This is a genomic window from Micromonospora sp. WMMD1128 (genome assembly GCF_027497235.1).
Classification (GTDB): domain Bacteria; phylum Actinomycetota; class Actinomycetes; order Mycobacteriales; family Micromonosporaceae; genus Micromonospora.
The window spans coordinates 2,907,184-2,924,630 of sequence record NZ_CP114902.1 but is presented as its reverse complement, the minus strand read 5'-3'; the positions used below and the strand labels follow the sequence as shown (position 1 = coordinate 2,924,630).

General features: G+C 74.0%; 18 protein-coding genes. 6 read left to right on the top strand and 12 right to left on the bottom strand.

The genetic code is table 11. From position 1 onward, the window contains the following. Positions 1 to 83: 83 nt before the first annotated feature. Positions 84 to 269 (bottom strand): hypothetical protein, encoded by a 186-nt coding sequence (locus O7602_RS13385; RefSeq protein WP_281589268.1) that lies wholly within the window; start codon positions 267 to 269, stop codon positions 84 to 86. Between the two features lie 188 nt (positions 270 to 457). On the opposite strand from O7602_RS13385, the gene O7602_RS13380 reads away from it, so the two are divergent. Next, entirely contained in the window at positions 458 to 1,492 is a 1,035-nt protein-coding gene (locus O7602_RS13380) for an NAD(P)-dependent alcohol dehydrogenase (protein ID WP_281589266.1), read from the top strand. Here the strand turns inward: O7602_RS13380 and O7602_RS13375 are convergent. Further along, positions 1,479 to 2,615, bottom strand: coding sequence for a geranylgeranyl reductase family protein (locus O7602_RS13375; RefSeq protein ID WP_281589264.1), 1,137 nt, complete (start codon positions 2,613 to 2,615; stop codon positions 1,479 to 1,481). The genes O7602_RS13380 and O7602_RS13375 overlap by 14 nt on opposite strands. Before the next feature lie 138 nt (positions 2,616 to 2,753). Here O7602_RS13375 and O7602_RS13370 point away from each other — a divergent pair, with 138 nt between their 5' ends. Next, on the top strand, positions 2,754 to 2,990 hold the full coding sequence (locus tag O7602_RS13370; RefSeq protein WP_281589262.1) for a hypothetical protein: 237 nt from the start codon (positions 2,754 to 2,756) through the stop codon (positions 2,988 to 2,990). 71 nt (positions 2,991 to 3,061) lie between these two features. Then, positions 3,062 to 4,543, top strand: a complete 1,482-nt coding sequence (locus tag O7602_RS13365) for an MFS transporter (RefSeq protein WP_281589260.1) — start codon at positions 3,062 to 3,064, stop codon at positions 4,541 to 4,543. Between the two features lie 57 nt (positions 4,544 to 4,600). Here the strand turns inward: O7602_RS13365 and O7602_RS13360 are convergent, their stop codons facing one another. The 5 genes from O7602_RS13360 to O7602_RS13340 form a co-directional block, all read right to left on the bottom strand. Then, positions 4,601 to 5,158, bottom strand: coding sequence for a hypothetical protein (locus O7602_RS13360; RefSeq protein ID WP_281589258.1), 558 nt, complete (start codon positions 5,156 to 5,158; stop codon positions 4,601 to 4,603). Between the two features lie 543 nt (positions 5,159 to 5,701). After that, positions 5,702 to 6,394 carry a hypothetical protein gene (locus O7602_RS13355; RefSeq protein ID WP_281590281.1) on the bottom strand — a complete coding sequence of 231 codons (693 nt, stop codon included), beginning with the start codon at positions 6,392 to 6,394 and terminating at the stop codon, positions 5,702 to 5,704. A gap of 242 nt (positions 6,395 to 6,636) precedes the next feature. Continuing rightward, positions 6,637 to 7,722 (bottom strand): DUF3626 domain-containing protein, encoded by a 1,086-nt coding sequence (locus tag O7602_RS13350; protein ID WP_281589257.1) that lies wholly within the window; start codon positions 7,720 to 7,722, stop codon positions 6,637 to 6,639. A gap of 230 nt (positions 7,723 to 7,952) precedes the next feature. Then, complete coding sequence (locus tag O7602_RS13345; protein ID WP_281589255.1) at positions 7,953 to 8,582, bottom strand: MBL fold metallo-hydrolase; 630 nt, start codon at positions 8,580 to 8,582, stop codon at positions 7,953 to 7,955. Beyond that, complete coding sequence (locus O7602_RS13340) at positions 8,579 to 9,667, bottom strand: S-(hydroxymethyl)mycothiol dehydrogenase (protein ID WP_281589253.1); 1,089 nt, start codon at positions 9,665 to 9,667, stop codon at positions 8,579 to 8,581. The genes O7602_RS13345 and O7602_RS13340 overlap by 4 nt, the downstream gene beginning before the upstream one ends. A gap of 307 nt (positions 9,668 to 9,974) precedes the next feature. Between O7602_RS13340 and O7602_RS13335 the strand changes: the two genes are divergently transcribed. Continuing rightward, the gene (locus tag O7602_RS13335) at positions 9,975 to 10,391 is read left to right on the top strand and encodes a hypothetical protein (protein WP_281589251.1); all 417 of its coding nucleotides are present in this window, start codon (positions 9,975 to 9,977) and stop codon (positions 10,389 to 10,391) included. A gap of 13 nt (positions 10,392 to 10,404) precedes the next feature. Here O7602_RS13335 and O7602_RS13330 read toward each other — a convergent pair whose 3' ends face one another. From O7602_RS13330 to O7602_RS13315, 4 genes are all read right to left on the bottom strand, one after another. After that, positions 10,405 to 11,748: an MFS transporter gene (locus O7602_RS13330; protein WP_281589249.1), complete on the bottom strand. Its 1,344-nt coding sequence runs from the start codon at positions 11,746 to 11,748 to the stop codon at positions 10,405 to 10,407. A gap of 201 nt (positions 11,749 to 11,949) precedes the next feature. Next, entirely contained in the window at positions 11,950 to 12,804 is an 855-nt protein-coding gene (locus O7602_RS13325) for an alpha/beta fold hydrolase (protein ID WP_281589247.1), read from the bottom strand. Next, positions 12,801 to 13,673 (bottom strand): SDR family NAD(P)-dependent oxidoreductase, encoded by an 873-nt coding sequence (locus O7602_RS13320; RefSeq protein ID WP_281589245.1) that lies wholly within the window; start codon positions 13,671 to 13,673, stop codon positions 12,801 to 12,803. The genes O7602_RS13325 and O7602_RS13320 overlap by 4 nt, the downstream gene beginning before the upstream one ends. Next, the gene (locus O7602_RS13315; protein ID WP_281589244.1) at positions 13,666 to 15,159 is read right to left on the bottom strand and encodes an NAD(P)/FAD-dependent oxidoreductase; all 1,494 of its coding nucleotides are present in this window, start codon (positions 15,157 to 15,159) and stop codon (positions 13,666 to 13,668) included. The genes O7602_RS13320 and O7602_RS13315 overlap by 8 nt, the downstream gene beginning before the upstream one ends. 114 nt (positions 15,160 to 15,273) lie before the next feature. Here O7602_RS13315 and O7602_RS13310 point away from each other — a divergent pair, with 114 nt between their 5' ends. Next, positions 15,274 to 15,987 carry a TetR/AcrR family transcriptional regulator gene (locus tag O7602_RS13310; protein WP_281589242.1) on the top strand — a complete coding sequence of 238 codons (714 nt, stop codon included), beginning with the start codon at positions 15,274 to 15,276 and terminating at the stop codon, positions 15,985 to 15,987. On the opposite strand, the gene O7602_RS13305 is transcribed toward O7602_RS13310, so the two are convergent. Next, entirely contained in the window at positions 15,906 to 16,421 is a 516-nt protein-coding gene (locus tag O7602_RS13305; RefSeq protein WP_281589240.1) for a hypothetical protein, read from the bottom strand. The two genes, O7602_RS13310 and O7602_RS13305, sit on opposite strands and share 82 nt — an antisense overlap. A 44-nt stretch (positions 16,422 to 16,465) precedes the next feature. Between O7602_RS13305 and O7602_RS13300 the strand changes: the two genes are divergently transcribed. Beyond that, positions 16,466 to 17,446 (top strand): WYL domain-containing protein, encoded by a 981-nt coding sequence (locus O7602_RS13300; protein ID WP_281589238.1) that lies wholly within the window; start codon positions 16,466 to 16,468, stop codon positions 17,444 to 17,446. Position 17,447: the final 1 nt, after the last annotated feature.

Genomic DNA, 17,447 nt, shown 5'->3' with positions numbered 1-17,447 from the left:
CAAGATCTGTGGCGAGATCAGGGATGGCCTGCGCGCCAAGATCAAGGCGGCCCTGTCACGGATGGAACGGCATTGGCTGAGGGTCAGCCGCCGGCGCGCAGGTGCCACTCCGACTCGCCGCCGGTCGGGTCCGGCCGGTCCGGGCGGCTGTCCGTCTCGGTGGACGCCGCGCGCTCCTCGGGGCGTACCCGCGGTGGCAACTCGCCGAAGCGGACATGCCGCAGGAACGCGTACTCCTCGTCGGTGAACGACTCGACCGGCTCGCTCATGCCCGCATTGTGCGCCACGCGCGCGAGGACAGCCATCCTGCGCTCGGTGGAACGGTATGGACGTCAAGACCGACCGAAGACGGCCACCGTGCTCCACTCGCGGGCCGGATGGAGCGGCGCGGCATCAACGGCGGCGGCACGGGTATGCCGGCGCGACGACTGCGGGCGACGAGGTGGGAGGCGACGCGATGCGCGCGGTACGGATGACCGCCCCCGGGGTGCTGGAGCTGACCGAGACGCCCACTCCGGAGGCCGGCCCCGGTGAGGTGCTGCTGCGGGTCGGCGCGGTCGGCGCCTGCCACTCGGACCTGCACATCCTCGACGCGGAGGCGGGGATGTTCCCCACCCCGATGACGCTCGGCCACGAGATCGCCGGCACGGTGGAGACCGCCGGACCCGGCGTGGACGGCTGGTCGTCCGGGGACCGGGCCGCGGTCTACGGGATCATCGGCTGCGGCCGGTGCCGGGCCTGCCTGCGCGGCGAGGAGAACCGCTGCCGGGTCGTCCCGGTCGGCGGCATCGGCCTCAGCCGTGACGGCGGGCTCGCCGAGCACGTGGTGGTGCCGGCGTCCCGGCTGCTGCACGTGGGTGACATGGACCTGACCCAGGCCGCCCCGCTGACCGACGCCGGGCTCACCCCGTACCACGCGGTGGAGCTGGCCCGGCCCCGGCTGCGGCCCGGCACCACCTGCGTGGTCATCGGCATCGGCGGGCTGGGGCACATGGCGGTGCAGATCCTGGTGGCCACCACCGCGGTGCGGATCGTCGCGGTGGACACCAGCGTCGCGGCGCTGGACCTGGCCGGCCGCCTCGGCGCGCACCACGTGGTGCAGGCCGGCCCGGACGCCGTGGCGACGATCCGTGAGCTGGTCGGGCCGCCGCCGGACGGCGCGGACGTGGTGCTCGACTTCGTCGGCGCGCAACCCACCCTGGACACCGCCCGGCAGGTCGTCGCGACCGGCGGTCAGCTGTTGCTGGTCGGACTGGCCGGTGGGACGCTGCCGGTCCGGCCGGTCGCCGACGAGCCGCCCCCGGTGCCGCTGGAGACCGGCGTGGTGGTGCCGTTCTGGGGCACCCGGGCCGAACTCCAGGAGGTGATCGCATTGGGCCGGGCCGGGCGGCTGCACGCCGACGTGCGGACGTTCCCGCTGGCCGAGGCGCCCGAGGCGTACGAGGCGCTGCGCCGGGGCGACATCCACGGGCGGGCGGTCATCGTGCCCTGACCGGGGGCAGCCGGTCGACGAGCGCCAACCCGGCCCGCACCGGCCGCCGGTGCAGGGCCTCGGCGAAGCTGGCCTTCCCCTGGCAGAACCGGACGAACATCCGCCAGCCGGGCGGGCTGGCCAGGACGGCGTGGAACACGTCCGGCCGCCGTTCGAAGACGTCCAACAGCCGGTGCCCGGCCCGCATCTCCGGCGTCAGCCGCGCCTCGACCTCGCGACCGTAGGCGTCGAGATCCCCGCCGGCGACCGCCGCGCCGGCCAGCCGGCCGGAGCGCAGCGCGTAGCTGATCCCCTCCCGGCTCCACGGCTCCAGCAGGCCGGCCGCGTCGCCGGCGACGAGCACCCGGCCGTGGCGCAGCGGGGAGTCCTCGGCCCGGCAGCGGGTGAGGTGGCCGGAGTCGTGCTCCGGGTCGATCCCGGCCAGCCCCAGCCGGGCCACGAAGTCCCGCAGGTAGGCCCGGGTCCGCTCACCCTCGCCGCGGGTGGCGATGACACCCACGGTGAGCCGGTCGCCCTTCGGGAAGACCCAGGCGTACGAGCCGGGGACCGGCCCCCAGTCGATGAGCACCCGACCCCGCCACCGGTCCCGTTCGGCGGCGGACACCGGCAGCTCCAGTTCCAGCCCCAGGTCGACCTGGCGGAAACGCACCCCCACGTGGCGGGCGGTCACGCCGGAGGAGCCGTCGGCGCCCACCACGGTCCGGGCGCGTACCACCTCGCCGTCGGCCAGCCGCAGGCGTACCTCGTCGGGGTCCTGCTCCACCGCGCGGACCGCGACGCCCTCGCGGACCTGCGCACCGGCGGCGACCGCGGCGGCGCGCAGCCGGTCGTCCAGCTCCTCCCGGCGGATCATGGTCACCAGCGGCGTGCCGTTGCGGCGGGTGAACGCCCGCCGCCCGTCGCGGGTGAACGTGACCCGGTCGGTGCGGTCCTGGGCCGGCACCTCGATCAGGTCGCCGACCTCGGCGAGCGAGGTGCCGATCAGGCCGCCGCCGCAGGTCTTGTACCGAGGATGGGTGGCCCGCTCGACCACGAGCGTGCGCACGCCGGCCCGGGCCGCGGCGTGCGCGGCGGAGAGTCCGGCGGGCCCACCACCGACCACCACGAGGTCCCAGATGATCACGCGTGCAGCCTAGGGCACCGGTACGTCGCCACGCCCGCGACGACCCTCGTTCGGGTGGGCATCATCGCCGTCCGCCCGGGTAACCGCCGGTCGCCGGCCGTCCGCGGGTCGGGCGGCCCACCGGCGAGGAGGGAAGCCATGCCTCAGGTCCAGCTGTCCGCGGCCGAGGAACGGGTGTACCAGGCGGTCACCGCCCTGGAGGTACGGGGACACGTCCCCTACCCGGACCTGATCGCCGAGGAGACCGGGATGACCGAGGAAGAGGTGCACGAGCCGTTGCACTCGCTCACCGAGCGGGGGCTGCTGCACCGGGAGGACTCGCCGATGTCGGGCCTGGACTTCGGGCCCCGTTGGTGTGCGCGTCAGACGGCCTGATCATGTCGTTTGCCCCTCCGGGGTCCGGGTAGCGATCGGGGATGCGTGATCGACGGTCTGTGGACGGCACGATGAGCGGCGACCGGTCGCCGGAGGCCGGGTACGACAACCGGCGCCGCTGGCAGGCGCTGAGCGTCGGCCTGGTCGCGGCGTTCATGACGCTGCTCGACGTCAGCATCGTCAACGTCGCCGTACCGTCGATCGACCGGGCGCTCGACGCCACCCCGAGCGACCTGCAGTGGGTGCTGTCCGGGTACGCGTTGACGTTCGGCCTGGTGCTGGTGCCGGCCGGACGGTTGGGCGACGCGCGCGGCCGGCGGACCGCGTTCGTGGTCGGGGTGGGCCTGTTCACGCTCACCAGCGCGCTGGCCGGCCTGGCCACCTCGTCGACCTGGCTGATCATCGCCCGACTCGTCCAGGGCGCCGCCGCAGGCATCGTGAACCCACAGGTCAGCGGCATGATCCAGCAGCTGTTCCGGGGCGCGGACCGGGGTCGCGCCTTCGGCCTGCTCGGCGCCACCATCGGCATCTCCACCGCGGTCGGACCGCTGCTGGGCGGGCTGCTCATCCAACTCGGCGGCGAGGAGCACGGCTGGCGGTGGGTGTTCTTCGTGAACATCCCGGTCGGCATCGTGGCGATGGTGCTCGGCTGGCGGCTGGTGCCGGGCCGCCCCGAAGGGCAGCCCCACCGGCACCGGCTCGACCCGGTGGGCGTGCTGCTGCTCGGCACCGGGGTCACCGTGATCCTGCTGCCGCTGGTGCAGCGGGAGCAGTGGCAGGGTTCGGCCAAGTGGCTGCTGATCCCGCTGGGCCTGCTGCTGCTGGCCGGCTTCGCGTTCTGGGAACGCCGGTTCGCCCGGCAGGCCACACCCCTGTTCGACCTGCGGCTGTTCGGGCTGCGCTCGTACGTCCTCGGTTCCCTGATCGGGCTGATCTACTTCGCCGGGTTCACCGCCATCTTCTTCATCTTCACCCTCTACCTCCAGATCGGCCTGGGCTACAGCGCGCTGGTGGCCGGCGTGGCGATCACCCCGTTCGCGCTCGGCTCGGCGCTCGCGTCCGCGCTCGGCGGCCGGGTCGTCACCCGGTACGGTCGGCCACTGGTCGCGATCGGACTGCTCGCCGTGGTGGTCGGGCTGGTCGCGACCGACCTGGTGCTGACCGGTGGGTCGCACCAGAACGTGCCGCTGCGGACCGCGCTGCCGCTGCTCGTCGCCGGGCTGGGCAGCGGTCTGGTGATCGCCCCCAACCAGACGCTCACGCTCTCCGAGGTGCCGGTGCCGATGGCCGGCAGCGGCGCCGGCATGCTCCAGACCGGGCAGCGGATCGGCACCGCCGCCGGCATCGCGGCGGTCGGCGCGCTGTTCTTCTCGACGCTGGCGCAGAATCAAAACGACTGGGGGCTGGCGTTCCGGCACTCGCTGCTGCTGGCCGCCGGAATCATCGTGCTGGCCCTGGCCGTCGCCGTAACCGACATCGTCGCCGGCCACCGCTCCGCACGCAAGGCGGGGGCCCCCGTTAACGCCTCCGGTAGAGGAAGGGGCCCCGCTTAACACAAGCGGTAGCACGAGAGCCGGCACCCTGGGCGGGTGCCGGCTCTCGGGTATCCGTTACTTGTTCCAGTGCTGGGTGACGAGGTCGGTGGCCTGGTTCTCCCACTGGGCGTAGGCGTCGGGGTAGGCGCTCACCTGGACGGTCTGCGCGGCCTCGGTCAGCGGCATGTCCTGCCAGCCGTCAACCTGCTTCAGGCCCTTCAGGAACGCCAGCGTCGAGTATTCGGGGTCGGTGATCTGCTCCGGGCTACCCCAACCGCTCGACGGACGCTGCTGGAACAGACCCAGCGAGTCGTGGTCGTTGGTGTCGCCCAGGTGACCCAGGTTCTCCAACTTCGACTCCTGCAAGCTGGTGGCGATGGAGATGACCGCCGCCCGCTCGGGCAGGCCCGCCTTCTTCGTCGCGGCGATGATCGCCTTGACGTTGGCGGTCTGCTCACCGTTCAGGTCGATAGTCGACTGCTTGCCCTCGGCCTGCACCACGGCCGTGGCGGTGACGGGCTTACCGGTGTGGGTGGGGGTGTCGGCGTGGGCGGCGATCGGACCGGCGAACACACCACCGGTGAACGCCAGACCAGCGATACCCAGGACACTCTTACGCAGAATCGTGTTCATGGGGGGCTCCATTCCGGGGGTCGACACACACGCCGAGCGGGGGTGGTCGGCGCGCGGGCGAGCACCGTCAGGCGCTCAAAGTTCGGGGGTTCCGGCGGCCTTCGCGGGGCGGGGCGCGGGTGGGCCGGAGTGACTGTGTAACGACCGGCTACCCACCGTCATTCCCGGGGGCGGGGTCGGCCGCGCGGCATGGGCGCGCCGGCCTTCCTCGGTCGTTCACCGCGTTACAACGCCCCCACCCCCGCGACGATTCCGCCGCCAGAGTGCCACCCACCACCCCCGAACCGGACACCCCACCCACCCGCACACGAAGACGCCCACACCGTTCCACCCGCGCTTTCGCCGGGCCATGAGTGGAAGGTCGTGGGTGTATCAGCGCTCCGCGCCGGGACTGGGACAGCGACAGGTGTATCAGCCCATTGGGCACACCGGCCTGAATGTCCCGCACATGCCAAATGTCCCGGCTCGGGGCGGGCACGCCCGACCGGGGAAAGCCGACCGGCCGGCCCCGGAAGCGGGGCCGGCCGGTCGGGGGTGACGGTGTCACCAGAGCTGCTGCACGATGTCCGCCGCCTGCTCCTCCCACTGCGCGTACGCGTACGGGTAGGCGGACACCTGGACCGTCTGCGCCGCGCTGGTCAGCGGCAGGTCCCGCCAGCCACCGATGTTCTTCAGCGCGCCGAAGAACGCCTTGCTGGCGTACTCCGGATCGGTGATCTGCTCGGACGTGCCCCAACCGGACGACGGACGCTGCTGGAACAGGCCCTCCGAGTCGTGGTCGTTGTAGCTGCCGAGGTGACCCAGGTTGTACAGCTTCGACTCCTGGAGTGAGGTGGCGACGCCGATGACGGCGCCCCGCTCCCCCACGCCGGTGTCCTTGGCCGCCTCGACGATGGCCTTGGCATTCTCGACCTGCGCGTCGTCGAGCGGGATGCGCGACTGGGCGCCCTCGACGCCGTGCGGCATGAGCGTGTCCCGGCTCGGCCGGTCGGCCTTGGTCGGCACCTTGTCGCTGCCGGTGGTCAGGCCGGACTTCGCCACCTCGGTGCCGGACTTCCTACCGGTGGCCAGGTCGATGGCGGCCACGGCGCCGGCGTGCGGTCCGCTTGTCACCGGGGCGGCGACGGCGGTGGGGCCGTAGGCGAGCCCGCCCAGGGCGGTCACGCCGGCGACGGTGAGTACGGCCCGACGGTTGCGGGTGATGCCGCTGGTTTTCTCGGCGGCGGTCTTCGCGATGGCGGGGAGCCATCGAGCGACGTGCTGCTTCACGATGGTTGCCCTTTCGATCGTTACGACGCGCTCCGGGGTGAGCGCCCCTCGGGGGTCGACCGGCGGCACGGGTTTGGATGCCGACGGTACGGGGGACTCAACCAGCCCGGTGTGTCGGTCATTCCGGTTATGTCGGTCTAGGCGCGAGCTGCGGTCCAGGTCACCCGCAGCAACGGACACCGGGCGCGTCACTCCGACAAAAGGGACGATCAGGTCGGACCGCCGAACCGCACCAGGACGTGCCAGAGTTGCTTGAGGTGTTGCCAGGTCAACTCGGCCGGCCCGCGGTCGGCCCAACGCTGCGGCTCGCGGGCCAGGGAGGCGGCGGCGCGGCCGATCAACGCCGCGTACAGCGGCTCCCCCGGCCGGCCGAACTCGGCGTGCACGCGGGCGGCCAGCGGCGGGATGTCCGGTCCGCGGAAATCGGCGTCGACGCCGTCGACGGGCAGCTCGAACCCGGCGTGCCAGCGCAACGCGAAGCCGTGCCGGCCAGCGATCCCGACGAGGCGGCGTCCCACGTCGGTGTCGCGGAACGACGGGTCGACCACCACCGCCACGACGTCGCGGGCGAGGCGGACCTCACCGTGCACCTGCGCCTCGATGTAGTCGTCGAGCGCGCGGCCGGCCCGCTCCGATGCGCGCTCCCGGCGCGACAGCAGCGTCCGCAGCAGGATGCCGGTGTCCATCTTGGACACGCCCAGGCTGACGCCGGTGTCGGCGGTGGAGGTGAGCAGCGCGGCGAGAACCGGCTCGAAGGCGGTGGCGGTGCCGACCTCGGTCGGCCGGAGGTGGCTGTCGCCGAAGGTGAACGTCGTCCGGGCCAGGACCTCCGGGCGCAGCCGCAGGTGGCAGGAGCCGAACCGGGGGCAGGCGCCGTCGGGATGGTCGAGCAGGTTCAGGCCGCCGTACTTCGGACGCTCCGCGGGTAGCACACCCGGACGCTGGTACGCGCCGCCGAACATCGCCTCCTCCCAGACGTCCCGGTCCCCGCCGGGATACGCGGTCAGTCCGCCGTTGCCGATGCCGGTTTCGAACTGGCTGCGGTAGACACCCTCGGCGTCGAGCGCCTCGACCACGGTACGGCCGTCGCGCAGCAGCCGGTCGGGGTGGAAGTTGACGGTCAGCCGGCCGTACCCGGTCACCGCCGCGACGACCTCCTCGCCCCGGACGACGGCGCCGGCGTCGGCGAGGTGTGCCGCGATCACGGCGAGCGCGGCCGGGCGGTCCCGCAGCGCGACGTCGCGCACGTGCCGCAGGGCGGCGGACTGGGCGGCGGTCAGGGTCGTCGCGGGCACGCGGCCGAGTATCGCCGGGCCGGGCGCGGGCGGGCCAGGGAATTCCTTCGGGTACGCCGCGGGCGGGGGCGAGCCGACCGTCCCTTCGTTACGGTGCGGCACCGGTCCGGATGCCGCACCTGCCCGGCGGACGATCACCGGTGCTCCGGACGACGGCGGCCCGGCCCGGCGGCGCTACCGGGCCGGGCCGGTGGCACTGTCGGACCGGGCCAGTAGCACCGCCGGACGGTTCAGTGACCCCGGGCGATCCACTCGTCGAGGTGCGGCGCCTCCGCGCCGACGCTGGTGTCGTCGCCGTGCCCGGTGTGCACCACGGTCTCCGACGGCAGAGTGAGCAGCCGGGCGCGGATCGACTCGACGATGGTGTCGAAGTCGCTCCAGGAGCGGCCGGTCGCGCCGGGACCGCCGGCGAAGAGCGTGTCGCCGGTGAAGACCGCGGTCAACTCCGGGGCGTGGAGGCTGCACGCGCCCGGGCTGTGGCCGGGCGTGTGCAGGACCCGCAGCGTGGTGCCGGCGACGGTGACGGTCTGCCCGTCGACGAGGTCGCCGTCCGGCGGCGTGTCCGGGTGGACCTGATCCCACAGCACCCGGTCCGCCGGGTGCAGCAGCACCGGCGCGCCGGTCGCCCGGGCCAGTTCGGGAGCGACCCGGACGTGGTCGTCGTGGGCGTGGGTGGCCAGAATCGCGAGTACGCGACGGTCGCCGACGACCGCGCGGATGGCGGCCACGTCGTGCGGCGCGTCGACGACGACGCACTCGTCGTCGTCGCCGATCACCCAGACGTTGTTGTCCACGTCGAACGTCTGCCCGTCCAGCGAGAACGTGCCGGATGTGACGGTGTGGTCGACGCGGGCGGTCACGGGAAGACCACCACCGACCGCAGCACGTCGCCGTGGTGCATCCGGGTGAACGCCTCCTCGACCTGGTCGAGGGCGATCTCCTCGGAGACGAACGCGTCCAGGTCGAGGCGACCCTGCCGGTAGAGCTCGGTGAGCATCGGGAAGTCGCGGCTGGGCAGGCAGTCGCCGTACCAGCTGGACTTGAGCGCGCCGCCGCGGCCGAACACGTCGAGCAGCGGCAGGTCGACGGTCATCTCCGGGGTCGGCACGCCGACCAGGACGACCGTGCCGGCGAGGTCCCGCGCGTAGAACGCCTGCTTCCAGGTCTCCGGGCGACCCACCGCGTCGATCACCACGTCGGCCCCGAACCCGCCGGTGGCCGCGCGGATCGCCTCGACCGGATCGTCCTCGGAGGCGTTGACGGTGTGGGTGGCGCCGAACTTCCGCGCCCAGTCGAGCTTGCGGGAGTCGGTGTCCACCGCGACGATCGTGGTCGCGCCGGCCAGGGCCGCGCCGGCCACCGCGGCGTCACCGACACCGCCGCAGCCGATCACCGCGACGGAGTCGCCCCGGGTCAGGTTCCCGGTGTTCATGGCCGCGCCGAGGCCGGCCATCACGCCGCAGCCGAGCAACCCGACGGCGGCGGGCCGGGCGGACGGGTCCACCTTGGTGCACTGCCCGGCGTGCACGAGCGTCTTCTCGGCGAACGCGCCGATGCCCAGCGCGGGGGCCAACTCGGTGCCGTCGGTGAGGGTCATCTTCTGCGCCGCGTTGTGGGTGGCGAAGCAGTACCAGGGCCGGCCGCGCCGGCAGGCCCGGCACTGCCCGCACACGGCCCGCCAGTTGAGCACCACGAAGTCGCCGGGGGCCACGTCGGTGACGCCGTCGCCCACCTGCTCGACGACGCCGGCGGCCTCGTGGCCGAGCAGGAACGGATAGTCGTCGTTGATGCCGCCCTCGCGGTAGTGCAGGTCGGTGTGGCAGACGCCGCAGGACTGGACGCGTACCACCGCCTCGCCCGGCCCCGGGTCGGGCACCACGATCGTGGTCACCTCCACGGGTGCGCCCTTGCGCCGCGACACGACTCCCCGGACTTCCTGACTCACTCTGCCTCCTCTTTCGTTCGCGACTGCGGGGCTCGCAGAACCGGCTCGCTCCTCGCGCTCACCGTGCCTCCTTCGTTCGCGACTGCGGGGCTCGCAGAACCGGCTCGCTCCTCGCGCTCACCGTGCCTCCTTCGTTCGCGACTGCGGGGCTCGCAGAACCGGCTCGCTCCTCGCGCTCACCGGCTGCTGGTCCCCCGCCGAACCTACCGCCGATCATCGCCGGTGGCCCGGTGGCACCGGGCGGATTGTCCCGGTCGACGCCGGGTATCCGCCAGTGCCGGTTCTCCGACGTCGAACGGGAGTGATCATGAGGTTGACGCATGCGCCGCTGCGGGTGGCCATCGGGGCGTACATCCTGAACTCCGGGCTGTCCAAGCGGACGCTTGAGGGCGAGGCCGCCGCCGGGGTGCACGGCATGGCCGCCGGGGCGATCCCGCAGTTGGGGCAGGTCCCGCCGGACCGGTTCGCGGTGCTGCTCTCCCGCGGCGAGATGGCCCTCGGCGCGGCGCTGCTCGCCCCGTTCGTCCCGTCGCTGCTCGCCGGCGCCGCGCTCACCGCGTTCGGCGCCGGGCTGGTGCAGCTCTACCTGAAGACGCCGGGCATGCGGGAGGGCACCAGCCTGCGGCCGAGCCAGGCGGGCATCGGCCTGGCCAAGGACGTGTGGCTGGTCGGTGCGGGCGTGACCCTGATGCTGGACTCGCTCACCCACCGGCGGCGCCGCTGACCGGGCCGCGTCCTCAGGCGGGCACCGCCACCGGCGCCCGCTCGGCGGCCAACCGACGCCGGGCCGCGTTGCGGTAACGCAGCACCTGCACCGCGCCGAACGCCCAGAGCAGATACTGCACCGCGAACGCCAGGCGGAACGCGGACAGCGGCGGGGCGGCCCGCCCGGCCGGGGTGGCCAGGTCGAGCACCACGCCCACGGCCAGGATGAGCACGATCGAGGCGGCGAACCCGCCGACGTTGACGATGCCGGTGGCACTGCCGATGCGGTGCACCGGGTTGAACGTCCGGGCGTAGTCGAAGCCGATCACCGCGCCGGGGCCGTTGACCGCGAGCACCACCACCAGGGCCACCATCAACCCGTGCGGGGCGCGGCCGGGCCAGGACAGCACCACCGCCCAGACCGCGGCGGTGGCGGCGGTGATGGCGAAGACCACCACCGAACGGTGGTACGGGTGCCGGGCGCACAGGTGCGCGACCACCGGACCGCACGCCAGCGTCACCACCGTCATCAGGGTCAGCAGCCCGGCCGCGGCGGTGGGTGAGTAACCCTGCCCCTGCACCAGGAACGGGTAACCCCACAGCAGCGCGAACACCGAGCCGGAGAACTGGGTGACGAAGTGCGTCCACAGGCCCAGCCGGGTGCCGGGCTGCGCCCACGCGTCGGCGAGCTGCCGACGCACGGTCGCGAACCCGGGGGCGAGCGCGGTGACGTGCCCGGCGTGCGGGGTGTCCCGCACCACGGCGAGGACCAGCAGCAGCACCGTGACGCCGAGCGCCGCCGCGGTCAGGAACGCCGGGGTCCAGCCCGCGTGGTGCAGCAGCGCCACCAGGGGTACGGCGCCGAGCACCGCCCCGAGCTGACCGATGGTGCCGGTGAGCTGCACCAGCAACGGGTTGCGCCGGCCGGGGAACCAGAACGCCACGATCCGCAGCACGCTGATGAACGTCATCGCGTCGCCGAGGCCGACGAGCACCCGGGCGACGACGGCGAGGCGCACGTCGACGGCGACCGCGAACACGAGCTGCCCGGCCACCATGAGCGCGCCGCCGGCCAGCAGCAGCCGGCGCGAACCGTACCGGTCCAGCAGCACCCCGACCGGGATCTGCATGGCCGCGTAGACGGCGAGCTGGGCGACGGAGAAGGTGGCGAGCGCGGACGCGTTGATACCGAAGCGGTCCGTCGCGTCCACCCCGGTCACGCCGAGCGAGCCGCGGTGGAACACGGCTGCCACGTACGCGGTGACGGCCACCGCGTAGACCAGGCCGGCGGGTCGGCGGCCGACACTCACCGTGGCGTCCCGAGCCTGGTGGCGGCGGTGTTGAGGCGCCACCGCCTCGCGCCACGCCTGCCTCATGCATCCATGGTGCGCGCCCGTCCCCCGCCCCCCATCCCCCCGCCCCCACACCGTGGCGCAGACCACCCACCCACCCCACCCCTCCCGCGCCACGGCGGCGCGATCATGAAGTTGGCGGCGACAAATCGGACACCCGACGCCGTCAAGTTCATGATCAACCTGGCGGGGTGGGGTGGTGGGGTGGTGGGGTGGTGGGGTGGGTCAGAGGGCTGGGCGGGCGGACCAGAGGTCGCGCAGCAGCGCCTCCACCTCGATGGTCCGCTCGATCTGCGGCATGTGGCCGGTGTCGCGGAACAGGTGGGCCCGCGCCCCGGGCAGCCGGGTCCGCGCGTACGCCAGGTGCGCGGCGGGCAGGATCAGGTCGCGGTCGCCCCAGACCAGCAGCGTGGGCAGGTCCAGCGCGGCCACCGCGTCGAGCAGCTCGGCGCGCCAGCGCGGGCGCACCCCACGCCAGGTGCCCAGGTGGCGGACGAGTTCCCGGATCACCCGGGCCGCGTGCGGCTGCCGGGCCACGGCCAGCGCGGTGGCGACCCGCTCGTCGGTGACGTACGCCGGGTCGAAGAAGATGGCCCGCTCGGTGCGGCGGGCGATGGCCGGGTGCGGGCGCAGCAGCAGCCGGGCCAGCGGGCGCACCGCGAGCAGCCGCAGCGCCACGGTCACCTCCCGCCCGAAGCCGGCGCTGTCGAGCAGCGCCAGGTCCGCCACCCGGTGCGGGGCGTCGGCGGCGACACGCATGGCCACCGCCCCGCCGAGGGAGTTGCCGACCAGGTGGGCCGGGCCGGTGACCCCGGCGGCGTCGAGGAAACCGGCGACCGCGCCGGCCAGCGCGGGCAGCGTGTGCGGCCCGTCGAGGGGCGCGGAGCCGCCGTGGCCGGGCAGGTCCACGGCGAGCACGCGGTGGTCCCGGGCCAGCGCCGCGTGCAGCGCGGTGAAGTCGTCGAGGGTACGGCCGATGCCGTGCAGCAGCACCACCGGTGGCCCGTCGCCGGTGATCCGGCAGCGCATCCGCCGTCCGCCCACGGTGCGCTCGTCGACCGCCGGCAGGGCGACTGTCACGCCGACCGACCGGGCCCCGGGGCGGCACGGGACACCGGCGTACGCGGCGGGCGCATGCCCAGGGCCAGCACCCGGCCGTAGCCGGCGGGGGCGATCCGGGCGAGCAGGTCGGGCAGCTTCGCCGACCAGCCGATCAGCACCCGGCCGCGACGACGCCCCGCGCCGCGCAGGATCGTCTCGGCGGCGGTCGCCGGGTCGATCGTGAGCAGCTTCTCGAACTGTCGGAGGCCGGCCTCGTACTCCTGGATCGGGACGCCGCTGCCGACCCGCGCGCGGGCCGCGATCCGGGTGCGGATGCCGCCCGGGTGCACCGAGGTGACGCCGATCCCGTCGTCGACCAGCTCGTGCCGCAGCGCCTCGGTGAATCCGCGTACGGCGAACTTGCTCGCCGCGTAGGCGGCCTGCCCGGCGGGGGCGATGAGGCCGAAGAGGCTGGAGACGTTCACCAGGTGGGCGCCCGGCTCGGCCTTGAGCGCCGGCAGCAGCGCGTGGGTCAGCCGCACCACCGCCCGGAAGTTGATCTCGATGACCCAGAGGAACTCGTCCAGCGTGACCTGGTCGAACCGGCCGCCGAGCGCGACGCCGGCGTTGTTGACGAGCAGCCGGATCCGGGGATGGGCGCGGTGGATCTCGGCGGCGACCCGGTCGGTGGCGTCGGCGTCGGCGAGGTCGACCAGGTGCGTCTCGACCCGCCGGTCCGGGTGCGCGGCCCGGATCGCCGCCACCACGGCGGCCAGCCCGTCGGCGTCGCGGTCGAGCAGGACCAGGTCGGCGCCGCGTCGGGCCAGGCCGTGCGCGAGCGCCGCGCCGATGCCGCTCGCGGCGCCGGTGAGCACCGCGGTGCCGCCGGAGAAGTCCAGGTCACGCATGGTTGCCTCCAGAGTGGGCGGCGGTGGCCGGCACGCCGGCCCGGGCGAACCGGACGCCGTCGGTGAGCGGCCCGTGCCGCATCAGGCGTACGTCCCGGGGGTAGTTCTGGTGCAGCCGCCACGGCGCGCGCGGCCCCTGCTTGGGCAGTTGGTCGACGGAGCGCAGCACGTACCCGGACCGTAGGTCGATGATCGGAGCCAGGTCGTCGGTGTCCGGGGCGAGGGGGGTGACGATCTGCTGGCCGGTGTCGTCGAGGTGGCGCAGCAGCCGGCAGACGTAGGTGGCGACCAGGTCCGCCTTCAGCGTCCAGGACGCGTTCGTGTAGCCGATCGTCATGGCGAAGTTCGGCACGCCGGAGAGCATCATGCCCTTGTAGGCCACGGTGGCGGCGAGGTCGACGTCGACGCCGTCGACGGCGAGCGTCATGCCGCCGAGCGCGAGCAGGTTGAGGCCGGTGGCGGTGACCACGATGTCGGCCGGCAGCTCCGCGCCGGAGGCGAGCCGGATGCCGTACGCGGTGAACGTGTCGATGGTGTCGGTCACCACCGACGCGCGGCCGTCGGCCAGGGCGGTGAACAGGTCCCCGTCGGGCACCACGCACAGCCGCTGGTCCCACGGGTCGTAGCGGGGCGAGAAGTGCCGGTCCACGTCGTACCCGGTGGGGAGCCGGCCCGTGGCGGCCCGGCGCAGGTACCGCTTCACCAGCCCGGGCGCGCGTCGGCTGAGCTGGAAGTTGGCCACCCCGAGCAGCACGTTCTTCCACCTGGTGACGGCGTAGGCGGCCGTGGGGGGCAGCCACCGCCGGGCGGCGTCGGCGAACCTGTCGCGCGAGGGCAGCGAGATGACGTACGTCGGTGAGCGCTGGAGCATGGTGACGTGGGCGGCCCGCTCGGCCATGGCGGGGACCAGGGTGACCGCGGTAGCGCCGCTGCCGATCACCACCACCCGCCGGCCGGTGAAGTCGAGCCGCTGCGGCCAGTGCTGCGGGTGCACGAGCGTGCCGGCGTACCGCTCGACGCCGGGCAGGCGCGGGGTGTAGCCCTCGTCGTAGCGGTAGTAGCCGGAGTTGGCGAACAGGAACGCGCAGGTGAGCGTCGTGTCCTCGCCGGTGTCGTCGCGGTGGGCGTGCACGGTCCAGCGGGCGGTCGCGCTGTCCCACTCGGCGCGTACCACCCGGTGGTGGAAGCGGATGTGCCGCTCGACGTCGTACTCCCGGGCGGTCTGCCGGACGTAGCGGCGGATCGACTCGCCGTCGGCGATCGCCTTCGGGTCGGTCCACGGCTTGAACGAGTAGCCGAGGGTGTACATGTCGGAGTCGGAGCGGACGCCTGGGTAGCGGAACAGGTCCCAGGTCCCGCCGATCGCGCCGCGGGCCTCCAGCACCGCGTAGGTCTTGCCGGGGCACTCGCGACCCAGGTGGACGGCGGCGCCGACGCCGGACAGGCCGGCGCCGACGATGAGGACGTCGACGTGGTCGGGGGCCATCGCTTCTCCCGTTCTGCCCGCGGTGGACCGGACACTAGCCACCGCTCCCGAAACCAGTCAACACCCTGTCGAGTGGAATCGACAGGGTGTTGACCGGGTGTAGCATCGGCCGACATGAGCCCCGCCCGTACGCCGACCGGCGCCGCGCCGACGCGCGGGCGGCGGGCCGGCCGCTCCACCGGCGACGACCGGGAGGTCGCGATCCTGGCCACCGCCGAGCGCCTGCTGCGGGAGCGACCGTTCGGCGACATCTCCATCGACGACCTGGCCCGGGGCGCGGGCATCTCCCGGCCCACCTTCTATTTCTACTTCCCCGCCAAGGACGCGGTGCTGCTCACCCTGCTCGACCGGGTCACCGAGGAGGCCGACGCCGCCGCCGGCGACGTGCTGGACCGGCTCGCCGAGGACCCGCGTGCCAGGTGGCGGGAGTTGATCGCCCGGTTCCACGCGATCTTCGGCGCCCACCGGGACGTGGTGCTGGCGTGCGCCCAGGTGCGCGGCACCAACGCCGAGGTGCGGCGGCTCTGGGCCGAGGTCCTGGAACGCTGGGTACGCGCGGTGCAGGCCGCCGTCGAGGTGGAACGCGCCCGCGGCGCGGCCCCGGACGGGCTGCCCGCCCGGGACCTCGCCATCGCGCTCAACTCGATGAACGAGCGGGTCTGGTACGCGACGTTCGCCGGGGACGGCCCGGCGGTGGCCGAGCGGGACGTGGTCGACGTGCTGCTCGACGTCTGGTTGACCGCGATCTACCGCACCACCACGCCACCGGCCACGCCGCCCGGGCGCGCTCGCCCCACCGGCCCCTCGGCGCGCACGTCGGCCAGGTAGCCGGCCAGGTCGGGCGCCTCGGGCGCGAGCACGTGCCGGATCCACGCGAGCCGCTCGTGCTCCAGCACGCCAAGCTCCCAGACACACCCCACCCCGGGCCGGTCCAGGTCGACGAAGTGCGCCGGGTCGTCGTCCGGGCAGGCCAGCGCCGGTTGCCCGGCGATCGCGATCCGGCACTCGACGACGTTGTCGAAGAACCAGCTGTACGCCAACAGGTACGCCCCGGTGTCCGCGCCCCGGTGCAGCACCACCCAGCTCGCCGGCGGGGTGCCGCCGTCCGGGGCGGGCAGCAGCGACGGCAGGTACGCGGACGCGGCGGCGACCACCTCCGGTTCGAGGCGACGCCGCGGCTGGTCGATGTGGTAGCGCTTGACGTGCCGGCCGGCGACCTCGACGGTCCCGGGCACGGTCAGCTCCTTGTCGTGGAAGGCCATGCCGGGGACCGTAGGGCCGCTCCCCTGACAGCTAGTGTCAGCGGATGCGGGCCAGTCGACTCCTGTCCATCCTGCTGCTCCTCCAGGCGCACGGCCGGCTCACCGCCGCCGACCTGGCCGCCCGCCTGGAGGTGTCGGCACGCACGATCTACCGGGACGTCGAGGCGCTGCACACCGCAGGCATCCCGCTGTACGGCGAGGCCGGACACGCCGGCGGCTACCGGCTTGTCGACGGCTGGCGTACCCGGCTGACCGGGCTGACCGGGGAGGAGGCCGACCGGCTGCTCTTCGCCGGGCTACCCGGGCCGGCCGCCGAGCTGGGCTACCAGTCGGTCGTGGCGGCCGTGCAGCTCAAGCTGCGCGCCGCGCTCCCCGCCCCGCTGGCCGACCGGGCCGCTCGGCTGGAGCAGCGCTTCCACCTGGACACGCCGGGCTGGTACTCCGACGGCGACCCGTCACCGCACCTGGCCGAGGCGGCCGAGGCGGTGTGGCGGGAACATCGGGTCCGGGTCCGCTACCGCGGTTGGCGCGGCGAGGTGACCCGGGTGCTGGAGCCGTACGGGCTGGTGCTCAAGGGTGGCCGCTGGTACGTGGTCGCGGCCCGGCCGGACCGCGCCGAGCCGGCCACCTACCGGGTCAACCAGATCCTCGACCTCACCCCGCTGGACGAGCCGTTCGACCGGCCGGAGTTCGACCTGCCGGCGTGGTGGCGGGCGCACGTGGTCGCGTTCCGGGCCGGCCTGCACCGGGACGAGGCCACCGTCCGGCTCTCCCCGGGCGGGCGGGCGCGGCTGCGGGAGATCGGCAGCGACGTGGTGGTCGCCGCCGCCGAGGCGTCCGCCGGCCCGCCCGACGCGGCGGGTTGGGTGCGGGCCGTCATCCCCATCGAGTCGCTCACCCACGCGCACGGCGACCTGCTGCGGCTCGGCGCCGACGTGGAGGTCCTCTCTCCCGCCGCGCTCCGCACCCGGCTGGCCGACACCGCCGCCGCCCTGGCCGCCCTCTACTCGCGGAAGCGGCCCTGAC